Source organism: Methylobacterium sp. CM6246, assembly GCF_054818005.1.
The window spans coordinates 5,675,083-5,695,820 of sequence record NZ_JBTXKY010000001.1; the positions used below are offsets into that span (position 1 = coordinate 5,675,083).

Annotated in this window: 14 protein-coding genes and 1 pseudogene; 7 read left to right on the forward strand and 8 right to left on the reverse strand. The window is 65.4% G+C overall.

Translation table 11 applies throughout. The features are described 5' to 3' along the window. Positions 1 to 200: 200 nt before the first annotated feature. Positions 201 to 2,087: an ATP-binding response regulator gene (locus tag ACYQPG_RS27480; protein ID WP_461232154.1), complete on the reverse strand. Its 1,887-nt coding sequence runs from the start codon at positions 2,085 to 2,087 to the stop codon at positions 201 to 203. A gap of 466 nt (positions 2,088 to 2,553) precedes the next feature. Between ACYQPG_RS27480 and ACYQPG_RS27485 the strand changes: the two genes are divergently transcribed. Genes ACYQPG_RS27485 through ACYQPG_RS27505 form a run of 5 tightly spaced genes read left to right on the forward strand, consistent with a single transcriptional unit; the run spans position 2,554 to position 7,136 of the window. Next, positions 2,554 to 3,429 carry an STAS domain-containing protein gene (locus ACYQPG_RS27485; RefSeq protein WP_461232155.1) on the forward strand — a complete coding sequence of 292 codons (876 nt, stop codon included), beginning with the start codon at positions 2,554 to 2,556 and terminating at the stop codon, positions 3,427 to 3,429. 17 nt (positions 3,430 to 3,446) lie between these two features. Beyond that, complete coding sequence (locus ACYQPG_RS27490; RefSeq protein ID WP_147941608.1) at positions 3,447 to 3,845, forward strand: STAS domain-containing protein; 399 nt, start codon at positions 3,447 to 3,449, stop codon at positions 3,843 to 3,845. After that, positions 3,826 to 4,230: an anti-sigma regulatory factor gene (locus ACYQPG_RS27495; RefSeq protein WP_461232156.1), complete on the forward strand. Its 405-nt coding sequence runs from the start codon at positions 3,826 to 3,828 to the stop codon at positions 4,228 to 4,230. The genes ACYQPG_RS27490 and ACYQPG_RS27495 overlap by 20 nt, the downstream gene beginning before the upstream one ends. A gap of 3 nt (positions 4,231 to 4,233) precedes the next feature. Next, a complete protein-coding gene (locus tag ACYQPG_RS27500; RefSeq protein ID WP_461232157.1) occupies positions 4,234 to 5,238 on the forward strand; it encodes a SpoIIE family protein phosphatase in 1,005 nt (334 codons plus the stop codon). Beyond that, positions 5,235 to 7,136 carry an ATP-binding protein gene (locus tag ACYQPG_RS27505; protein WP_461232158.1) on the forward strand — a complete coding sequence of 634 codons (1,902 nt, stop codon included), beginning with the start codon at positions 5,235 to 5,237 and terminating at the stop codon, positions 7,134 to 7,136. The genes ACYQPG_RS27500 and ACYQPG_RS27505 overlap by 4 nt, the downstream gene beginning before the upstream one ends. 527 nt (positions 7,137 to 7,663) lie before the next feature. Here the strand turns inward: ACYQPG_RS27505 and ACYQPG_RS27510 are convergent. The 4 genes from ACYQPG_RS27510 to ACYQPG_RS27525 all read right to left on the reverse strand — a co-directional run bounded on the left by ACYQPG_RS27510 (position 7,664) and on the right by ACYQPG_RS27525 (position 14,905). Then, positions 7,664 to 8,935, reverse strand: coding sequence for an efflux RND transporter periplasmic adaptor subunit (locus tag ACYQPG_RS27510; protein ID WP_461232159.1), 1,272 nt, complete (start codon positions 8,933 to 8,935; stop codon positions 7,664 to 7,666). Between the two features lie 13 nt (positions 8,936 to 8,948). Then, positions 8,949 to 12,146 carry an efflux RND transporter permease subunit gene (locus ACYQPG_RS27515; protein WP_461232160.1) on the reverse strand — a complete coding sequence of 1,066 codons (3,198 nt, stop codon included), beginning with the start codon at positions 12,144 to 12,146 and terminating at the stop codon, positions 8,949 to 8,951. Between the two features lie 564 nt (positions 12,147 to 12,710). Next, a complete protein-coding gene (locus tag ACYQPG_RS27520; RefSeq protein WP_147940963.1) occupies positions 12,711 to 13,850 on the reverse strand; it encodes a peptidyl-alpha-hydroxyglycine alpha-amidating lyase family protein in 1,140 nt (379 codons plus the stop codon). Between the two features lie 95 nt (positions 13,851 to 13,945). Further along, the gene (locus tag ACYQPG_RS27525; protein ID WP_147940964.1) at positions 13,946 to 14,905 is read right to left on the reverse strand and encodes a TAXI family TRAP transporter solute-binding subunit; all 960 of its coding nucleotides are present in this window, start codon (positions 14,903 to 14,905) and stop codon (positions 13,946 to 13,948) included. A 217-nt stretch (positions 14,906 to 15,122) separates the two neighbouring features. On the opposite strand from ACYQPG_RS27525, the gene ACYQPG_RS27530 reads away from it, so the two are divergent. Continuing rightward, positions 15,123 to 16,448 carry an amidohydrolase family protein gene (locus ACYQPG_RS27530; RefSeq protein WP_461232161.1) on the forward strand — a complete coding sequence of 442 codons (1,326 nt, stop codon included), beginning with the start codon at positions 15,123 to 15,125 and terminating at the stop codon, positions 16,446 to 16,448. Between the two features lie 370 nt (positions 16,449 to 16,818). On the opposite strand, the pseudogene ACYQPG_RS27535 reads toward ACYQPG_RS27530, so the two are convergent. Then, positions 16,819 to 17,847 (reverse strand): annotated as a pseudogene (locus tag ACYQPG_RS27535) (IS110 family RNA-guided transposase). 218 nt (positions 17,848 to 18,065) lie between these two features. On the opposite strand from ACYQPG_RS27535, the gene ACYQPG_RS27540 reads away from it, so the two are divergent. After that, positions 18,066 to 18,317, forward strand: coding sequence for a hypothetical protein (locus tag ACYQPG_RS27540; RefSeq protein ID WP_461232162.1), 252 nt, complete (start codon positions 18,066 to 18,068; stop codon positions 18,315 to 18,317). Between the two features lie 294 nt (positions 18,318 to 18,611). Here the strand turns inward: ACYQPG_RS27540 and ACYQPG_RS27545 are convergent, their stop codons facing one another. Both ACYQPG_RS27545 and ACYQPG_RS27550 read right to left on the reverse strand, forming a co-directional pair. After that, positions 18,612 to 18,797, reverse strand: a complete 186-nt coding sequence (locus tag ACYQPG_RS27545) for a hypothetical protein (protein ID WP_461232163.1) — start codon at positions 18,795 to 18,797, stop codon at positions 18,612 to 18,614. Positions 18,798 to 19,413: 616 nt separating this feature from the next. Next, positions 19,414 to 20,154: an energy transducer TonB family protein gene (locus ACYQPG_RS27550; protein ID WP_461232164.1), complete on the reverse strand. Its 741-nt coding sequence runs from the start codon at positions 20,152 to 20,154 to the stop codon at positions 19,414 to 19,416. Positions 20,155 to 20,738: the final 584 nt, after the last annotated feature.

Genomic DNA, 20,738 nt, shown 5'->3' on the forward strand with positions numbered 1-20,738 from the left:
CGACCGCTTTTGCGCCCATCGGCTATCCGGCATGGCGTAGTCTGGCCGAAAGCCGCCTATCCGCTTTGGAGAGGGTCGTTCGGAAAAGCCGCCATCCTGCTACCAACCCAACCCGGTCGTTCAGACTGCGAAATTAGATGCTCCGAAGCAGACGCCGAAATGGCTATGATACCAATGTGCTGAACCATCCTCGCCCCCTACTAGACCGTTAGGTTCCTCAGCCTTTCAGCTAGGCTCGCCGACGCCAGGTCGCCACGATTGAGGATCTGGCTGGCACCGCGAAGCTTGCTCCGGTCGTCTGCCGAGAACTCCCGGCCTGTCAGGACGAGCACCGGGATGTCCGCACAGCCGGGCACGGCCCGAACGCCTTCCAGGAAGGCGAAGCCGTCCATGACGGGCATGTTTAGGTCGACGATCACAACATCCGGCCTCGCATTGGCCACTTGCTTCAGGCCCTCCTCGCCGTTCGAGGCCTCTACGACCGACCAGCCGTCCTCCTCCAGGGTGGAGCGCATCGCCATGCGGGTCATGGCCTCGTCCTCGACCAGGAGGACGGTGCCACGCCGGTCCGGCTCCGCCAGCCTGAACTGGTTCACGATCTTGCCGAACCGAGCCCAGTTGACCGGCTTCAGCATGTAGTCCGAGGCGCCGAGGGACGCCGCCAGCTTGCGTTGGTCGACGGAGGTGACCATCACGACCGGGATCGGCGCCAGCATCGGGTCAGCCTTGATCTGGCTCAGCACAGACCATCCGTCCACGCCCGGCATCATCACGTCCAGCAGGATGGCTCGCGGCCTCAGCTTCCGGGCAAGGTCAAGCCCGCTCCTGCCGTTCGTGGCCGTCCGTACCTGGAAGCCCTCGCGGTGGAGGAACCGCGTCGTGAGGGCGAGCTGATCCGTATCGTCGTCGATGACCAGGATGATGTCGCCCTCCGCCCCGCCATCGCCGATGACGTCCGGATCGGGCGAGGCCTGCTCGTCGACGGGTGGGACGTAGGTCGCCGGCACGTCGAACGTGAAGGTGCTGCCCTGGCCGGGTACACTGGACACCGTGATGGTCCCGAAGAGGATGTCGGCGAAGGCACGCGTGAGCGAAAGACCAAGACCGGTGCCGCCGAAGTTACGCGTCGTGGAGGCGTCGGCCTGCTCGAAGCGCCGGAACAGGCGCGACACCTGTTCGGCCGTCATGCCTATTCCGGTGTCCGAGACGGAGAACGATAGCTGGTCGTCACCCGATGCGTCCGTCATGCGGCAGGCAGCAACCGTGATGGTACCCTTGTCTGTGAACTTGGCCGCGTTGCTCAGGAAGTTGAACAGCACCTGCCGCGTCTTGGTAAGGTCGGAATGCATCCGGCCCAGCCCGGGGGCGAACTGCATTTCCAGGCCGTTGCCCTTCTTGCCGACCAACGTCGCGACAGAACCCGCGACGTCGCGGATCATGTCCTCCACCGCGAAATCCTCGGCGTAGACCTCCATCTTGCCGCTCTCGACCTTGGACAGGTCCAGCACGTCGTTGATGAGCCCGAGCAGGTGGCGCGCGTTACGTTCGACCTTGCCGATGTCGGCCACGAGGTCCGGCGCCGCACAGCCGTCCGCGATCTCCTCGCCCATCATCTCACTGTAGCCGATGATGGCGGAAAGCGGGGTCCGGAGTTCATGGCTCATGTTCGCAAGGAAGTCGCTCTTCGCGGCGTTGGCCTGCTCGGCCGCTTTTTTAGCGGCCTCCGCCACGGCGTTGGCGTTGGTCAACGCCGTCTCCCTGTCGACGAGAATGTGGTTCGCCGCGTTGAGCCGCTCCAGAGTGGCTTCGTTCTGCACCACGGACCGGCGCAGCGCGTGGCAGATCCAAACCATGGTCGCGCCGACAGTCACGTACTGGCACAGCAGGGCCACGTCGACGCTGCCGAGCATCCCATCGCGCGTGTAGAACCACGCGGCGATCAGGGTGGACAACGACAGCGCAAACGTTCCGGCACCCCAGCCAAAAGCCAGGGTGACGACGAGCAGGACCGGAATATACAGCAGGAACGGTGCGACATGGGCCGGTGCCAGAAACCGGACGAACGTCATGGCGCCGACCAGCAGCAACGTGACGCCGTAATCCGTGACCGGCGAATGACGTCGGCGGGCGACCGTCCCGATCAGTTTGTGCAGGCTGCTCATGGATGGGGAGTGTCACGCCCCGGATGCTTTGGAAAGCGACCGGTTCTCGCCGCCGCTTGGTATCCGATAGAACGAAATTCGTCGCAGAACCTCCATTTTTCCCGGGAGAGAAAGACCTGCTTCCCGAATGAACGACTCGTTTAAACGGATCTTAGCGGTTCGATCCGGTCGGGCGCACGATCCGCCGTTCGTTATCGCGACGGGATCCAGGGCGGTGGTGACCGCCGGTTCCGTGCGGGGAGGTCGCAACTTCGACGAATGACGATGCTCGAAGCATGCAGCCCAGGTACAAACGTTTGGGCTCGCTAGGTTTTCCCTCGGCAAGGGGCTATGCCCACCCGAGCATTGCAGTGACCCTTGCCAAACGGGCGCGGGCACGAGGAATCTACGAATGGCGAACGAGGGAACCGCGGCCCTGGTACGGGTCGTATCCGAGGAAGAAGACGCGATCCTCACGGGATGGCTGAACCTTCTCAAGTCCGGCGGAGCGCTACAGACGGGCCGCATCCGGGAGGCCGAACTTCAGACCCAGGCCAAGACGGTACTCGGGCAATTGCGCGATGCCCTGGCGTCCGGCAGCTCGAACGGGGACCTGGAGGCCTACGCGACCCTTCGCGATACCCTCGGCGAAATTTCGCGGTCCCGCGCCATCCAGGGCTTCACGCCGACCGACACCGCCAAGTTCGTCCTGTCGCTCAAAGAGCCGATCTTCTCTTCGTTGACCCGGCTTCACGCTGATGACGCCAAGGCCCTGGCCGGTGGGATCCTATCGACGAGCCACCTGCTCGACCAGCTGTCGCTCCACACGATGGAGGTGTTCCTCCAGAGCCGCGAGGAGGTAATCGGGCGCCAGGGTCAGGAGATCGCCGAGCTGTCCACCCCGGTGGTCAGGCTGTGGGACGGCATCCTCGCCTTGCCGCTGATCGGCACCCTCGACAGCGCCCGCACCGGCGTCGTCATGGAGAACCTGCTCCAGGCCATCGTCGACGAGGAAGCGGAGATCGCCATCATCGACATCACCGGCGTGCCCACCGTCGACACCTTGGTGGCGCAGCACCTTCTGAAGGCGATCGCGGCGGCGCGCCTCATGGGCGCCGATTGCATCATCTCCGGCATCCGGCCACAGATCGCGCAGACCATGGTCCACCTTGGCGTGGAGTTGAACGTGGTCTCCAAAGCGACCCTAGCGGACGCCTTCGCCCTTGCCCTGAGGCGGACCGGCCGAACGGTGGTGCGCAAGCAACCCGTCGTCCCGTCGGCTTCCTGAGGACCGGGACCGCCATCATGGACCGCATCCCGATCCTCAAGCTCGGCGGCGTGCTCATCGTCACCATCCAGGTCGACATGCACGACCGGCTCGCCCTCGCCCTGGAGGAGGATCTGACGAACCGGATCGTCTCGACGGGCGCCCGCGGCGTGCTGATCGAGATCTCGGCGCTGGAAATCGTCGACTCCTTCATCGGGCGCATGCTCGACAACATCGCCGCCATCTCCCGCGTACTTGATGCCGAGACTGTCGTGGTCGGCATGCGCCCGGCGGTTGCCATCACCCTCGTCGAGCTCGGGCTCGAACTGACCGGCATCAAGACGGCCCTGAACGTCGAGCGCGGCATGGCGATGATGCAGGCCCGCCTCCACGAGGACGATGAAGACGGGAGCGCACGTGCCCGTCGCGAAGACTGAGACCCTTCCCATCGGCTCCGGCGATGACGTGGTCCGTGTTCGGCAGGCCGTGCGTGCGCGTGCCATCGAGGTCGGTCTCGGGCTCGTCGACCAGACCAAGATCGTCACCGCGGCCAGCGAGCTCGCCCGCAACGCCCTCGACTACGGCGGCGGCGGGGAGGTCCGCATCGATGTCCTGCAGGAAGGCATGCGCAAGGGCGTACGGCTGTCGTTCTCGGACAAGGGGCCCGGCATTCCCGACATCGAGAAGGCGTTGACCGATCACTATACCACGGGCGGCGGCCTCGGCCTCGGGCTGGGCGGAGCGAAACGTCTGTCCAACGAGTTCCATATCGAGTCGGCCGTCGGCGTCGGGACCCGCGTAACCATCGCGCGCTGGAAGTAGGCGATGATCAGCGTACCCGTGACGGAGGCCAGCCAGGTCGCCGAGGCCCGCCGGCGTGCGACCGGATTGGCACAGGGATTGGGGTTCGGGGAGACAGCGACCGGTCGCGTCGCCATCGTCGCGACGGAGCTGTCGACCAACCTCGTCAAGTACGGGGCTTCCGGCGAGATCATCCTGAACGCGTTCGAGGACGAGACCGGGACCGGGGTTGAGATCCTGGCCCTGGACAAGGGTACCGGCCTAGCCAATCTCGCCGATGCCATGCGCGACGGGCATTCGACCGGGGGAAGCGCCGGCAACGGTCTTGGGGCGGTGCGACGACAGTCCCAGGCCTTCGACATCGTGTCCTGGCCTGGCAAGGGCACCGGGATCCTCTCCCGCCTCGTCGCCAACCCCACGGCCAAGGATGCGGATGCGGCGGTCCAGCCCTTCGCCGGCGCGGTGGCGGTGCCGCTGAGAGGCGAGACGGTGAACGGGGACGCGTACTGCATCCGTCGGCGCGGTACAGGATGGACCATCATCGTCGCCGATGGGCTCGGACATGGCCCTGAGGCAGCGAAGGCCTCCCAGGAGGCGGTGCGGCTGTTCCGCAAGTACGAGCACGAGGCGCCGGGCAACATTCTCGCCGCCGTCCATGCCGGTCTAGGCCATACCCGTGGAGGGGCGGTCTCTGTCGCCAGCTATGAGCCGGACAAGGGCTTGGTGACCTTCGCCGGCATCGGGAACGTCGCAGGGGCCGTCGTGGGCCGCGGCGAGACCAAGCGTACGGTCTCCCTCGCCGGGACCGCCGGCCATGTGGCCCGCCGCATCCAGGAGTTCGAGTACCCGCTTCCCGTCGGCGGACTGTTCGTGCTGTGCTCCGACGGTATCGGGACGAGCTGGTCGCTCGAAGCCTATCCCGGGCTCGTCGGGGCGCACCCGAGCCTCATCGCCGGGGTGCTGTATCGCGACTTTACCCGCGTACGCGACGACGCCACGGTCGTGGTCATCCGAGGAGGATCCTCGTGAGGTGGCCACTCCTCACCACTTCGATCGAACGGGAGGAGGACGTCATCGCGGTGCGCCAGCGCGTCCGCGGCCTCGGTGAGCGCCTCGGGTTCGGAGTGCAGGACCAGACCCGGATCGCTACGGCGGTCTCGGAGATCGCCCGGAACGCTTTGGGCTACGCCGGCGGCGGCAAGGTCGAGTACGGCGTCGACGACGGCAGGGAAGGACAATCCCTCGCAATCAGGATCAGCGACGCGGGGCCGGGTATCCCCGAGTTGGACGCGATCCTGGAAGGCCGCTACCGGTCGACCACCGGGCTCGGCATCGGCATCACGGGTTCGCGTCGCTTGATGGACCGGTTCGAGATCTCCTCGACCGTCGGACGCGGCACCGTCGTCACCTTCGGCAAGCTCCTGCCCGCCGGAGGTAAGTCCTTCACCGGGGCCGGGCTGGCCGCGATGGCGGACGCCGTGGCCCGGGCCCGCCCAGAGGACCCGAGCGCGGCGATGCGGGAGCAGAACCGCGACCTGCTCAGGAGCCTGGCGGAGATCGCCGAGCGCGAGGAAGAGGCACTCCGCCTCAACGCCGAGCTCGCTGAGACCAACCGCGGGGTCGTGGCGCTTTATGCCGAGCTTGAAACCCAGGCAGTCCAGCTTCGCGAGGCGGGCGCCAACTTGGAGAGCCAGGTCGCCGCCCGGACCGCCGAGCTTGCGGAGGCCAACGAGCGGCTTCGGGCCGAGGCCCTCGAACGCGGGCGCATGGAACATGATCTGCGGCAGGCCCAGAAAATGGAGGCTGTCGGCCAACTGACCGGGGGCATCGCGCACGATTTCAACAACCTGCTGACCGGCATCGTCGGGTCGCTCGACCTGCTGCAATCGCGCATGGCCAAGGGCCGCATGGAAAACATCGGCCGCTACGTCGAGACGGCGATGTCATCGGCCAACCGGGCGGCCGCGCTGACGCACCGCCTCCTCGCCTTCGCGCGCCGGCAGCCGTTAGACCCGAAGCCGACCGATGCGAACGCCCTCATCATCGGTATGTCGGACCTGCTGCGGCGGACCATCAGCGAGGCCATAGAGCTGCGGATCGAGACGGCACACGGCCTCTGGCCGACGCTATGCGACCCGCACCAGCTTGAGAACGCGATCCTCAACCTCGCCATCAACGCGCGCGACGCTATGTCAAACGGGGGCTCCCTCACCATTCAGACCCGCAATGGTCATCTTTCCGAGGCGGTCGCGGACCCGAGGCCCGGCGACATACCGGAAGAGTTCGTCTGCATCCGGGTGACGGACACCGGTACGGGCATGCGGCCGGAGATCATCGCACGGGCCTTCGACCCGTTCTTCACCACGAAGCCTCTCGGCCAGGGCACCGGTCTCGGCCTTTCGATGATATACGGGTTCGCCAAGCAGTCCGAGGGGCATGCCCGTATCGAGAGCGAGGTCGGCGTCGGCACCACCATCGGCATCTACCTCCCTCGATATCACGGCGCCGGTGCCGAGGTGGCGACCGTGGCGGAGGTGCCCGAACTCCAGCGTGGCGAGGGCGAGATCGTGTTGGTGGTCGAGGACGAGCAGGTGGTTCGCGACCTTGTCGTCGAGGTACTCCACGACCTCGGCTACCGGACGCTCCTGGCCGTTGACGGCCCCACCGGACTGCAGGTCCTGCAGACATCCGCGAAAATCGACCTTCTCATCACGGATGTCGGCCTGCCTGGGTTGAACGGTCGTCAGATGGCCGATCAGGCACGTGAGACCCGCCCCGACCTGAAGGTCCTGTTCATCACCGGGTATGCCGAGGGCGCTGCGACCCCGACGGGGTTCCTCGATGTTGGGATGGCCATGATCACCAAGCCTTTCCCAGTCGAGACATTGGCCACACGCGTCAGCGCCATGATCGCGGCGAAGGCGTAACAGTGGCAAGGGGCAAACATCAACGAGGCCACTTCATCGGTAAAGTGGTCGCGTCCAACCCTAGGTCGTTAACGCGGAACTTTGATCCGTAAAGCGGATCACTGAGCCCGAGATCAAAGATTATCAGCAGCATGCGGCCTGATTGGGCGCGGCATCGTCAATTACAATCATAAAGTTGATGTCGAGTTTGAGTGCCAGCGATCGCCGAACTTTTTTGCATCTCGTCAAACTTCGAAAAGGCGTCCGCGCTACATAGTTACCGGCCGAAATCAGACAAGCAGTAAACCACCTATCACAGACATTCATACAACCTATCTGGAACGGCGGGATCTGGCCGGAAGCCGTCCGGCAGGTTCAGCGCGTTCGAGACGGCAAAGCAGACAGCCGCGGCCAACTGCCATTACGTGGCCGCCGGCGGCCAGTGGAAGCGCCGTGCGGTCCGGCGGCACGACAGCCTGTTCCAATCGCGATAGCGGGTAGAGTTGCACCGCGCGGGGGCCGGGAACGTCGGCCGCGGGGGGCGATCGTCAGTTCGCTGAGGCGGTGCGCGGCGCAGCCTCCTCTCCAGCGACGCGGACGACGTCTCCGCTGGCCAGGAACTCCTGAGGGTTGTCGATCAGCCGATCGGCAATGCCCACGCCGGCGCGCACCTCGACCTCGTTGCCGAGGTTCCGCCCGAGCGTCACAGGCTTGAGCGCGACCCGGTGGTCGTCGCCCACCTGCGCCACCTGCGTGCCGTTGCGGTCGAAAACCAGCGCGGTGGCGGCCACGCGCAGCGTCCCCGGGTCTGAAGGCACGTGGAACCGCACCTCCACGAACGCCCCCGGCCAGAGTTTGCCTTCCGGGTTGTCAGCCTGGAGCTCCACGAGACCCTTGCGGGAGTCTTCCGCGATGGCGTTCGCGGTCGAGGTCACCTCTGCGTCGAACGATGCCTCCTGCCCAGGCACGTGCAAGGAAGCCTTCAGCCCCGGCCTCATCACGGCGAGGAAGACCTGCGGCACGTTCACGTAGGCACGCACCCGGTGGAGGTCCGAGACCCGATAGAGCGGCCGACCCGAGGTGCCCCCCGCGGTGAGCAGGTCGCCGATATCGACGTTGCGCGCGGTCACGACCCCATCGAAGGGTGCTCGGACCTCCTTGAACCGTGTCAGTTCCTCCAGACGCCCGACATTTGCCTGCTGGGCGACGATGTTCGCCTTGGCCACCGATAGGGCCGCCGTACGCGAGGCCGCGGTGAAGCGGTCGGTGTCGCCGCGTTCCTCGCTCGACCAGCCCTGCGTTACCAGGCGGGCGGTGCGTTTGTTGGTGGCCGCGCTGAGATCGGCGTTCGCTTGAGCTTGGTCGACCGCGGCCTGGAGCTGAACGAGGGTGGCGCGCGCCTCGGCGAGTTGCTGGTCGAGGTCGGGCGCCGAGATCTCGGCTAGGACCTCGTCCTTGCGCACGCGGGCGCCAATATCACGATGCCAGGCCGTGACGTAGCCGCTGGCGCGGGCATACAGTGTACCGGTGTAGAAGGCGCTCAGCGACCCGGGCAAGGTCAGGTCCTCGTCCATGGGCCCGCGCCGCGCGTGCACTATACGGACGGTGGGCACTGCTTGCTGTTCGGTCCAGCTCTCGACCTCCTGCATCCCCTTCGCCCGGTCGTTGATGCCGACCCAGGCGAGCGCCGCGGCGCCGATTGCCACGCCCGCCAGCAGCAGGCTGACCCGGCGCCCCGATGGGGGGCGAGGCGACGCGACAGCTGGCTGGGCGCCCGCGTGCGCGGCGTCCTCGGATTTGACGTGTTGGGTGGGGTGCATGCGGGATCTGGGGTTAGGCTGATGGGGATGAGAGGGCTTGGGGGGAAGCGTCTTCGCGCCGGGCCCCGGCGCGGCGGGGCCGCCCATGCACGATGCCGAACACCACCGGCACGAAGAACAACGTCGCAAGCGTGGCGAACAGCAGTCCGCCGATCACGGCGCGGCCGAGCGGCGCGTTCTGACCCGGCTCGATCGCCATCGGCGCCATGCCGATCATCATTGCCAGCGCGGTCATCATCACAGGCCGCAGACGCGTCGCCCCGGCCGCCAGGGCAGCCTCGATCGCCGTGCGTCCCGCGTCGAGCTGCTCACGGGCGAAGCTGATGACCAGAATCGAGTTGGCGGTCGCCACACCCATGCACATGATCGCCCCCGTCAGCGCTGGCACCGAGACGTGGGTGTGCGTGGCGAACAGCATCCACACGATGCCGGCGAGCGCCGCCGGCAGCGCCGTCACGATGACGAACGGGTCGACCCAGGACTGAAAGTTGACGACGATGAGCAGGTAGATGAGCACGATCGCGAAGGCGAGGCCCACGAGCAGTTGCTGGTAGGCTTGCGCCATGGTTACCGCCTGCCCGCGCACTGTGACGGTCGCCCCCTTCGGCAGGTCGGCCCGCGTCTCGTCAATCGCCCGCTGGATGTCCGCGGTGACGCCGCCGAGATCACGGTCCTGCGTCGTGGCCAGGATGTTGACGGTGGGGGCGATGTTGTAGTCGGTCGCCACCGCGCTGAGCGGCTCCGGGTGGATCGTCGCCAAGCCCCCCAGGAGCTGCTCCGAGCGGGCGGCGGTGATCGGCAGGTTGTTGAGCGCGCCCAGCGTGTCGATCGAATATTGCGGCGTCTGGACAGAGACCGGGTAGGACACGCCGTTGCGTGGGTCGAGCCAGTAGGTCGGGGCGGTCTGCGTACTGCCCGACAGCGTAGCTTGGAGGCTCGCGGCCGCGTCGCCCTCGGTCAGGCCGACGACCCCGGCGAGCGCGCGGTCGAAATCGACCCGCAGCGCGGGGTTGCGCGCCTGCTCCTGGATGCGCGCGTCCGCCACCCCGGCCACGCGGCGAACCCGGGCCAGGAGCGTGTTGGCGTAGGCGCGGCCCCCCGCCACGTCGCGGCTGGCGACCTGCACATCCAGCGCAGCGGGGGAGCCGAAGTTCAGGATCTGGCTGACGATGTCGGCGGGCAGGAAAGCGAAGGTCACGCCTGGAAAATCCTGCGGCAGACGCTCGCGCAGCTGCCGGGTCAGGGCCGCGGTCGATCGGCCGCCCTCGCCGCCGCCTCCGGCCTCGTCGAGGGTCACAAGCATGTCGGCGTCGAAGGTACCGATGGTGCCGCTGTTGCCGTAGGAAATGTTGATGCCGCTGATCGGAAGGCCGATGTTGTTGACAACGCTGGCCACGCGTCCCGGTGGGATCAGCGCGCGCAGCCTTCCCTCGACCCGCCCGGTCAACGCCGTCATCTCCTCGATGCGCGTGCCCGTGGGAGCCCGCAGGTGGATGCGTAGCGCCCCCGCATCCACGTCCGGAAAGAAGTCCCGCCCGAGATAGGGGACGAGGCCGAACGACAGGCCGACTACCGCGAGGAAGCCGACCGCGAAGGACTTCCGGCGCGACAGCGCCAAGCCGAGCAGCCCGAGATAGGCCTGCCGCAGGGCCTCGAAGCGGCGCTCGAAGCCGCGCTGAAACCGGGCGAAGACGCTGGGCTTGCCGGCCGGATCCTGTCCGTGGGCGTGCTCGGTCAGCAGGTAGCGCGCCAGCGTCGGCACCAGGGTGTAGGTAAGCGCGTAGGACGCGATCATCGCGAACACCACCGCCATCGCCAGCGGCCGGAACAGGAAGCCCGCCACGCCGCCAAGCGCCAGAAGCGGCACGAAGGCGATGCAGATGCAAAACAGGGCGACGGTGGCCGGCGGCATGATCTCCTGCGCCCCGCGGGTGATCGCGGTGACGATGTCCTCGCCGAACTCCTCCATGTGTCGATTGATGTTCTCGATGGTCACGGTGGCGTCATCCACGAGGATGCCGACCGCCAGGGCGAGCCCGCCAAGCGTCATCACGTTGATGGTCTGCCCGAGCGCCGAGAGCGCGATCAGCGAGCACAGCACGGCGAGCGGGATCGACACGGTGATGATCAGGGTCGAGCGCCAGCTGCCCAGAAAGACCAGGATCATCAGGCCTGTCAGCGCCGCGGCGATGACCCCTTCGCGCACCACCGCCACCACGGACTCGCGCACGAAGCCCGACTGGTCGGCCACGTACTTGAGGTCGACGCCCGTCGGCAGCCCCGCCTGGATGGCGGGCAGGCGCGCCTTGACGTCGGCGATGATGTCCAAGGTCGAGGCGTTGCCGATCTTGAGGATCGACATCAGCACGCCCTTTTTGCCGTCAAGCTGGACGACGTTGGTCTGGGGCGGCGAGCCGTTGCGCACGTGGGCGACGTCGCGCATGAAAACCACGGCGCCGTCCACGACCTTGACCGGCAGGTCGTTGAACGCCTCGATGGTCTTGGGTGAGTCGTTGAGGTCGACGATCCACTCGAAGGTCCCGATCTTCTGGGTGCCTACCGGGTTGATCAGGTTCTGCCGGGCCAAGGCTGCGCCGACGTCGGCCGCCGACAGGCCGTGGGCGTGCAGCGCTGACTGGTCGAGATCGATCTGCACTTGACGCGCGGCGCCGCCGTAGGCGTAGGGCAGCTGCGCCCCGGGGATCGTGGTGAGCTGAGGCCGGATGAAGTTCTGCGCGAGGTCGTTGAGCGCTGTCTGCGAGAGGCTGTCGCTGGACAGGGCGAGCTGGATGATCGGCACGCTCGACGCGTTGTAGGCGAGCATCAGGGGCGGCGTGACGCCCGGCGGCAGCTGCTTGAGCTGCGTCTGAGAGATAGAGGTGACCTGCGCCTGCGCCGCAGTGATGTCGACACCTGGCTGGAAGTAAATTTTCACGATCCCGTAGCCCGGGACCGATTGCGACTCGGTGTGCTCGATATCGTTGACCGTGGTGGTCAGCGAGCGCTCGAACACAGAGACGATGCGCCCCGCCATGTCGTCGGGCTGCAACCCGGTGTACTGCCAGACGACGCTGATCACCGGTATGCCGATACGGGGGAAGATGTCGGTCGGGGTGCGCACGATCGCCATGACCCCGAAGATTAGGATCAGGATCGACATCACGACAAAGGTGTAGGGCCGCAACAGGGCCAGTCGGACAATCGCCGCCATACCTTAAATTCGCCTCGATCAATCTGGACGGGGGGCTCGACGGCTACGTACAGCAGCATATCGTATTATGCATTCATCGGGCCAGTGCGGCAATTTGATGAGTTCGTTCATGCGAGACGACCAGAAACATGGAGATACAATTCTCCATCTAAGGTCGGTGCAGCATTTTTTGTCGTCATTGACGGCGGGAATAGCTTGCCGTGCGGGCTTGAACCGCTCGCCGAGCGCTCAACGCGCCGTGATGAACTGGACTACCGCTGCGGCGAACTTTGCTTCCGCTTAGATGATGGCGTGATGGAGCTGGCCCATTCGCGCTCCCAATTCGCGACTGTTCTCGGACGACACGGGTGCCGGGCCGGCGGCCTATCGTTCGATGCGGTAGACGTCGCGATCCCGAACGAGACCATGCGGACCTTCATTGGCCTATGCGGCTTGACCGCTATTTTCAGACGGTGAACGCAGTTCGCGCTACGGGGACAGCTTGATCCGGCCGGGCCCCGCTTCAAGGCACTGAGGCGAAGATTTTGAACGTCTCAGATGGGCGCGAAGCGAACGCCTGCACAATCACGGGTGTAGCACCAGCTTTTGCGGGCGCCAGTTCAGCAGTTCGCCGACATAGATCTCGTTCTCGGACGGGCAGGCGATCTCGTGGATCCAGCCGAACTGCTTGAGCTGTTTGCCCGTCTCGCCAAGCACGCCCAGCACCTTGCCGTCGAGAGACAGCTTGTAGATCCGCCCCGGGAAGGCGTCGGCGACGAAAAGCACTTGTTTGGGCCCGGGCGTGATGCACAAAGCCCAGGGCGCGCCCGGCGTGAACAGATCGACCGTGGTGCGGTCCCTTGCCGGCTTGCCGCGGATGATGGCGCGCGCCTTGTCATAATCGAACGGCACCTCGATCTTTATGATCCGCTGAATGTGGCCAGCGGTATCCATCACCTGGATGCGGGCATTGCCACGATCGGCGATGTAGATGTTGTCATTCGCGTCCGCGGCGATGGAATGCAGGGTGCGAAACTGACCCGGCTCGGTGCCGTAGCTGCCGTACGAATCAACCCAGTTGCCGTCCTTGTCGATCTTGGCAATGCGCGAGTTGATGTAGCCGTCGCTGATGTAGGCGTTGCCCGCCTTGTCCCAGGCCACATCGGTGACCTGCCGGAATTGGCCCTGCACAGGCGGCAGCGGCGGCGTGGGGTGCTTCCAAGGCTCCGCAGTATCGTCGGCAGCCTCGGTCTTACGCCCCCAGACCATGGCGACGCGGCCCTCTGGGGTGAACTTCACCACCATGTCCGAGCCCTTGTCCATGACCCAGATGTTGTCCTCGCGATCGACGCGCACGACGTGGGCGTAGGACCAAGCGTAAAGGCCGTGGCCGATCTCCCGGATGAAGGTGCCGTCCGGATTGAACTCCAGGAGCTGGGCGGCGGCGGCGCCGTAGGCCGGCCCTTGTGTCGCCCCGCGTGACAGGATGAAAATATGGCCCTTCGAGTTCAGGGCGATGCCCGCCACCTCGCCGAAATTGATGTCCGGCGGCAGCTTCAGGAAGTCTGGGACCGAGTCGAACGCGATTTCGGGGACCTGCGTCGCGGGTGCCGAGGATGTCGTTACGGAGGAAGCAGGTGCTTCACCCGACTTGATCTCGTCGGCGCGTACGGCGGGCAGCGTCAGGGCGAGCGTCGCCACGGCAACGCACAGCGAGCGGATCATCTCGGGCTTCCTCACGGGCCAGTCGGTTCAAACGCCGAGTTTGGCCGCACCGGCTTAGCTCGAAACGCCGCAGCCTAAAAGTCGTCGCTCGCTTATCACTCGAGATTGGCCCCGACCTCACGGAGATACGCCGCAGTCGCCGGATGCAGCCATGTGGTCGGTACGTTCGAGACCAGGTTGCGCGGGTCGCTCTCGCTGCCCTGAGGATAGAGCCGGGCCAAAGTGTTCCGGCCGCGATCGATCGCCCGCACGAGGCGCGTGACATAGGCGTCATCAAGCCCTGGCCGGCCTAGGATGAAGCTCCAAGACCCGACGGTCGCGATCGCCGCGTCCTGTCCGCGGAAGGAGCCGGGCGGAACAGTCAGGCGGCGCATTGAGGCCCGAATCGTCAGGATCTTGGGGACCGCTTCCGGGCGCGGGCCGAAGAAGCGGGCGCCACCCGGCGCATCCGCGAGGGTCTTGAAGCCCGGCCAGCCGAGACTCGCACCCCACAAGGCCGCTGCGCGGCCGTCGAGAACCTGTGTGGCGCCGTCGCCGGCATCGTCGAGAAGGATCGGCGTAATGTCGTGGTCAGGATCGATTCCAGAGCCCTGGAGCACGGTTCGACCCATGATCGTAAAGCCGGAGCCGCGCGTGCCGAGCGCGACGGCACGACCGCGCAGATCCGGGATGCTTTGAACCGGACTGGCGGCTCGGACCACAAACATGCCGGGCGAGGCATCGATGGGGGCCACAACCTTCAAGCCACCGCCGTCGGCACTCTGGCGAGATAGAGCCTCGTAGGCGTACTCGCCCTGCACAAGGGCAAGATCGAGCTCAGCCGATTTGAGCAGGGTCAGGTTCTCCGTCGAGCCCTTCGTGATCCTCGGCCCGATTATCACACCTGGGTCGATCTCATGGACCGCTGCGATCAGTGCGCGACCGAAGGCGGGGAAAGAACCGCCTGGCGTGGCGGTCCCCAGAGTTAGATGAAGAACAGAGTCAGGCTGTTGAGCCCGTGCGGACGAGGTCGAGGCGAGGCTCGCCATGCCCAGGAGCAGTTCACGCCGCCGCATCATGATCTCCCTTACCGCGATGTTTGTCACAGACCAGCGACGCTTGAGCTGAACGACACACCTCGACAACCGCGCCGGAAAGCCCTCACATCGACGCTTGGAACATACGCAGGATCTGAGGTCGCACGCCAAACATAGCGACCGCCAATGTCTTGCGGTGGATCGGGAGGAATGTGCGATGCGATGGGACGCGCTTCTGCCGGCTGTGGGGACTGCCATGAGCCTGATTTGCGTCGGAAGTGCCGTCGCAAAACCGTTGGCCTTCACGGGAGTGCGGCTGATCGACGGTCGATCGGCCCAGCCTATCGAGGATGCGGTGCTGATCGTCGACGGCGACCGCATCGTCGCAGCAGGTCCAAAATCCGCGGTCACGGTGCCGTCCGATGCTGAGGTCCGGGAGCAGCGCGGCCGCACGATCATGCCGGGGCTGATCTCCGACCACTCCCATGTCGGCATCGTGCAGGGCGTTGAGGTGGGCGCCCAGAATTACACGCGCGAGAACATCCTCGCCCAGCTCAAGGCCTATACGGCCCGGGGTGTGACTACGGTGATGGCGCTTGGGCTCAACGGCGCGATCATGCCCGAGATCCGTGCCGAGGCCCACGCGGGACGGATCCCCGGCGCGGATCTGTTCGGCGTCGATCGCGGTATTGGCGTACCCAATGGAGGACCACCACAGGCGATGATCCGCGTGAGCGCGGATCAGCTTTTCCGCCCTGCGAACGCTGATGAGGGTCGCGAGGCGGTCCGTGCGATGAAGGCGCGCGGCACCGACATGGTGAAGCTATGGCTCGACGACTTCGGCGGGTCCGTGCCGGCCAAGATGCAGCCAGTGATCTACGCGGCCGTGATCGACGAGGCACATCGGCTTGGTTTGCGGGTCGCTGCGCACGTACACGACTTGGAGGACGCGCGTGCGGTCACCAACGCCGGCGTGGATGTGCTGGCGCATGGGGTGCGTGACAAGCCAGTCGATGCGGATTTCATCGCGCTGCTGAAGGCGCGCAACACTTGGTACATCGCGACACTCGCCCTGGATGAGGCGACTTTCGCCTACGCTGACGCACCGGCTTGGGCGCAGAACTCCTTCGTCCAAACGGCGCTCGCGCCTGAGCTCAAGGCCCTTTTCGAGGATCCCACCTGGCAACGCGAGACGCGCACGAGCGCCAAAGCACAGGCCGCTCGCGACTCTCTAGCTGTGAACCTTGCCAACCTGAAGCGTCTTGACGACGCCGGCGTGCGGATCGGGTTCGGGACGGACAGCGGCGCGGCACCCGAGCGCATACCAGGCGTGGCGGAGCACCGCGAGTTGACGCTGATGGTACAGGCGGGCTTCACACCCATGAAGGCTCTGATCACCGCGACGTCGCGGGCGGCGGAACTTCTCGATCTAACCGATCGCGGCAGCCTGGAAGCTAACCGCCGCGCGGATCTCGTCATCCTAGCCGCGGACCCGTCCGAGGACATCGCCAACAGCTCCCGCATCGTCGAGGTATGGCAAGCAGGTCGTCAGCAAGACGTCGCATCATCGAGATCGCGCTGAGGGCCCTCTGATTTTGCGCTAGACCGGCGGGGGAGCTCACATCTTATAACGTCCGCTTCGGAGATGCGTCTCGGGCTCGCCGAATGGCCGGGTTGGGCGCAAAGCTGAATGTCCTGTGTGGATGGCTCCCGCATTGCAAGCGGCGAATTGAGCTTCTGACGCGTTGGTCGGGTGCAGTCTTGTGTCCGGCCTGTTGATGCAGTCGTTCATGTGACCGCTGGCCCTGATGGTATCCGCGAGCTGGGTCCCACTCTGCTTTGCGGGCTATGATGCCCTGGACATTCAGCGGGGTGTCCCGGCTCCCGGTCTGACCGGTTCGCCATCAACTCTCATCGTCCTCGCAACCTGGAAAAACCTCCGCGCCGTGCGGTCAGGCGGCCGTGGCCGCGGGTGCGCGGTAGGTGCCGCCGCGGGTCATGATCGCCCAGGCGACCCGCGCGGTGCGATTGGCGGCCGCAACGGTCACGACGCGCACCGGCTTGCGCTGGAGAAGGGCCGGCAGCCGCGAGTCGACCGACGTCGGCGCGGCCTTCGCGCGCCGGACCAGAGAAGTCATGCCGACTACGAGCAGCCGGCGCAGGTAGCGGTCGCCCATGCGCGAGATCCGACCCAGGCGCTCCTTGCCGCCGCTACAGTTCTGCAGCGGTGTCAGTCCCAACGAGGCCGCGAACTGCCGACCGGAGCGGAAGCGCTCGGGCTCGCTCACCGAGGCGGCCAGCGCCGTTGCCGAGACGATACCGACACCGGGGATCGTCGCCAGGCGCTGCGACAGGTCGTTTTCCCGATGCCAAGCGAGCAACTCCTTCTCCAGGCGGGTGAGCTGGATCTGCAAGGCGCCGATCTGGTCGGCCAGCCCGGTCACCACGCGTTGCGCCAGTGGTGGTACCTCGGCTGCGTCTCCGGCCGAGAGCCGGGCTGCCAGTTCGAGCGCGTGCCGCAGGCCCCGCGCCATCTCGATCCCGAACTCGGCGAGCAGGCCGCGGATCATGTTCACCAACTGCGTGCGTTGCTTGACCAGCAGGTCGCGCGTCCGGTGCAGCGCCAGCGCCGCCTGCTGCTCGGTCGACTTCACCGGCACGAAGCGCATGCTCGGGCGCGTCACCGCCTCGCAGATGGCAGCGGCGTCGTTCGCATCGGTCTTACCGCGCTTCACATACGGCTTCACGTAAGCGGGCGGCATCAGCCGAACCTCATGGCCGAGCTTCGTCAGTTCCCGGGCCCAGTGATGGGACGTGCCGCACGCCTCTATGCCGACCAGGCATCGAGGCAGCTTGGCGAAGAACGGCACGACCTGCGCCCGCCGCAGCGCCTTGCGCACGACGACGTGCCCAGCTGCATCAACGGCGTGAACCTAGAAAATGCTCTTGGCCAGATCAATGCCGACGGTGGTGATCTCCATGGGGATGGCTCCTGCATCTGCGTGGCTGCTGCTTCGACAGCAACCACATCTTGGCACCGAGATGCCGTCAGTTGGAGCGGGAGCCATCCACCCCATCTGCTTTTAGGTCAGCCCTTCTTACTGCCTACCGCCAATTCCGGACTACGTGTTCTGCACCGAGCGAGGGATCTGACGGCCAGTACACCGTCACCAGTCTGCGGGAGCGGCTCGACCGAGACATGTCGACCCTCGAGGTACTGCGCCACCTAACGGCCTTGTGCCGCTACCAGCGCCCGCCCGGGTCGCCGCCGGCCCGGAAATACGAGCACCTGTGCCTGGCCGCGATTACGCTGCCGCCGCCGGTCCAGCCCACGACACCGGTCCCGCCGTGCGTGCCGTTCACGATCGAAGTCTGGAAGGAGACGAGGGGCTGTGTCGAGGCGCAGCTCGCGGCGATCTATCCCATCGCCATGGCACGGGTCACGTTTTAGGCAGCCTGCGAGTTGTAGCCCAAGCACGAAGTCACGTTTCGGGATCGCTGTCGGGTCGTAGCGCGGCGAGAGCGACCGGAAGCGCCCGCCACCGCGGAAACTGTCGGCGCCCTTCCTCCCTAGTAGCCAGGCCATCAGCCTCGAGGCGGGCCAGCACTTGGGCGGCCTCCCGGCCCGGGGTCCCGGCCCGTTCGGCGATCTGTACAGCGGTCGCAGGCTACCAGGTCAGAACCGCCAGGATGCGGGCGCGTGTGTCCCTGCGTGGACGGGCGCCGTTGCGTTCGACGGGCATCGCTACTGCAGCCTCCCGGTCCCCGGGTTCAGGCCAAAGCAGATAACCAGCGCCAGCAGATCGCCGACGGTGAGCCAGTCGCCGCCCTCCACGCGCCAGTTCTCGATGTCGTCGTCAGCCTCAACGGTGTGGCCGCGGGACGTGATAACGGTTACGCCCACTGCGATCGGGTCTGAGCCCTCAAGCATAGGACGGCATCGCGTTCGGTGGTGGTTATGATCCGCCTCGACCCCTTCGCCCGGACCTCTGCGATCAGATCGTCGAGGGCGAGCCATCAGAGCGTCCGTGATGGCATTGTCGATCATTTGCCTGTCCCAACGAGCGCCTCGCGCCCGGCAGGCGTGAGAAACCAGTATGTAGCTCGGCGTCCTTCGGCCCGCCGAGTCACCAGCCCCGCGGCTTCCAACACCGGCATCACGCTCGGATAGGCGCCGCCGCGTAGCCCCTGTGGGTTCGCAGCACAGGCGCGCAGAGCATCGTGGCGCCGCTTGGCAACCGCTGGCGTGATCGGAGACAAGGGCCATTCCAGGCAAGTTTCGAGCCGACAGGACTGTTCGCCCATTTCAAATAGAGCGCGCGGCCGCGGGATCGGAATCACCAGGCCCGCGGCCGGCTCGAATCCGGATTAATTGCGGCCCCGGAATTCTAATGGCGAGCATTTGAAACCGACCCGGAATCGCGTTCCATAAATGGCATTTGGCGAATCCCGGCCGGCCCTCGCGCGAGGCCAGTCGACATGAACTCATCCATGCGACAGCTTAAGGTTCCCCCGCTTGGCCTCATCCTGCTACTCATTACGCTCGCTCAGCGCCTGAACTGCGGCGGAGCCTTTGGGTGTCGCTGTTCTTCTAAGCGAATCTCTAGCAGAACATATTCGTACAATACTTGATAGTATGCTTTTGAATTCATAGCATCAGAAGCAGATTTGATAGCCGAATTGCGCGCAGAAACGGAACTACTATTCCATACTGTTTTCAAATTATTATAAGCCATCTGTTCTAGGTCGACACAGAGGCGAATATGATCGGGCTGAATGTACGATGCACATTCACGATCAACGTCAAACTTGGGTATATCTGGACCTACAAATGATTTCTGAATTGTGCCTTCCAGATTTTGGACCTGTTCTGGCTTTTCTCCGCTTCCGCCTGTCGACGGTAGTAAATCATTGTTGATACTTCCAGAAGCGGGCTGCCGCACACGATAGTTGAGCGGCATCGAGACTGTCAGGCTCTGCTGCGTCACACCGGCTGGAGCAACCGGCAGGCTACCCCGCACTGCCGCCAGCGCGGCTATATCGATTTCATCAACGCCGCTCGAACGGGCGAGGCTCACGTCTCTCACATCGCCCGAGCGCAGCACGGTAAATCGGATAACGACTGTGCCTCCACGAGTACCCGCAGCGGCCTGCGGATTCATTTGCCTTTGGATCGCTGCGCTGATCTCGCCCGTCCACTGCCGCAGAGGGTCGGTAACCCCGTCCACGGCTAGCGCTTGGTACGCCATCCCGATCGCGAGAATCGCCAGTACAAGCCTCAGGCGCATAAGACACCCAGCGGGATCGGGCTCACTCGTATCATGCCTCGACCTACTGCTGCCGCCGTAGAGGTCGGCGGGGCTGTAGCAGCCTACCACCCACGCACAAATCTCGCCCACTCGCGCCGTGGCGTGTCAACCGCTGCTCCCGGCAGCCCTTCGCCATTGCCGCCGCTTAGAATTCCCTCTGTAAATCTCTCTTACCCGTGGTGGGCTGATTTCTGCCCCCTATGCGGGCACCGCGGGCTATCCAGGCCAACCACTCCCGGGCGACGATGGTCACGACGTTAGAGATGCTCTTGGCACCCGTACGTCGGCGCTCCACCACCTCGACCATGCCCAGCCGCCGAGCCGTCCGGATGGCGCACTTGGCGAAGGAGCGGGACACACTTACCCTCGCGGCGATGGCTTCGAGGCAGAGATGGGAGGCCCCGCAGTGGCGGTGCTCGTCAGCGACGTTTCGGAGCACCGATAGCTCACCCGTCATTGACCGGGCGGTCAGGGCTGGCAGCATGGGTCCGAACGAGGCGAGCGGTCGGCGATGACTTGGGTAACGCCAATAAGCCGAAAGCTCCCGTTACCCCATTTGTTAC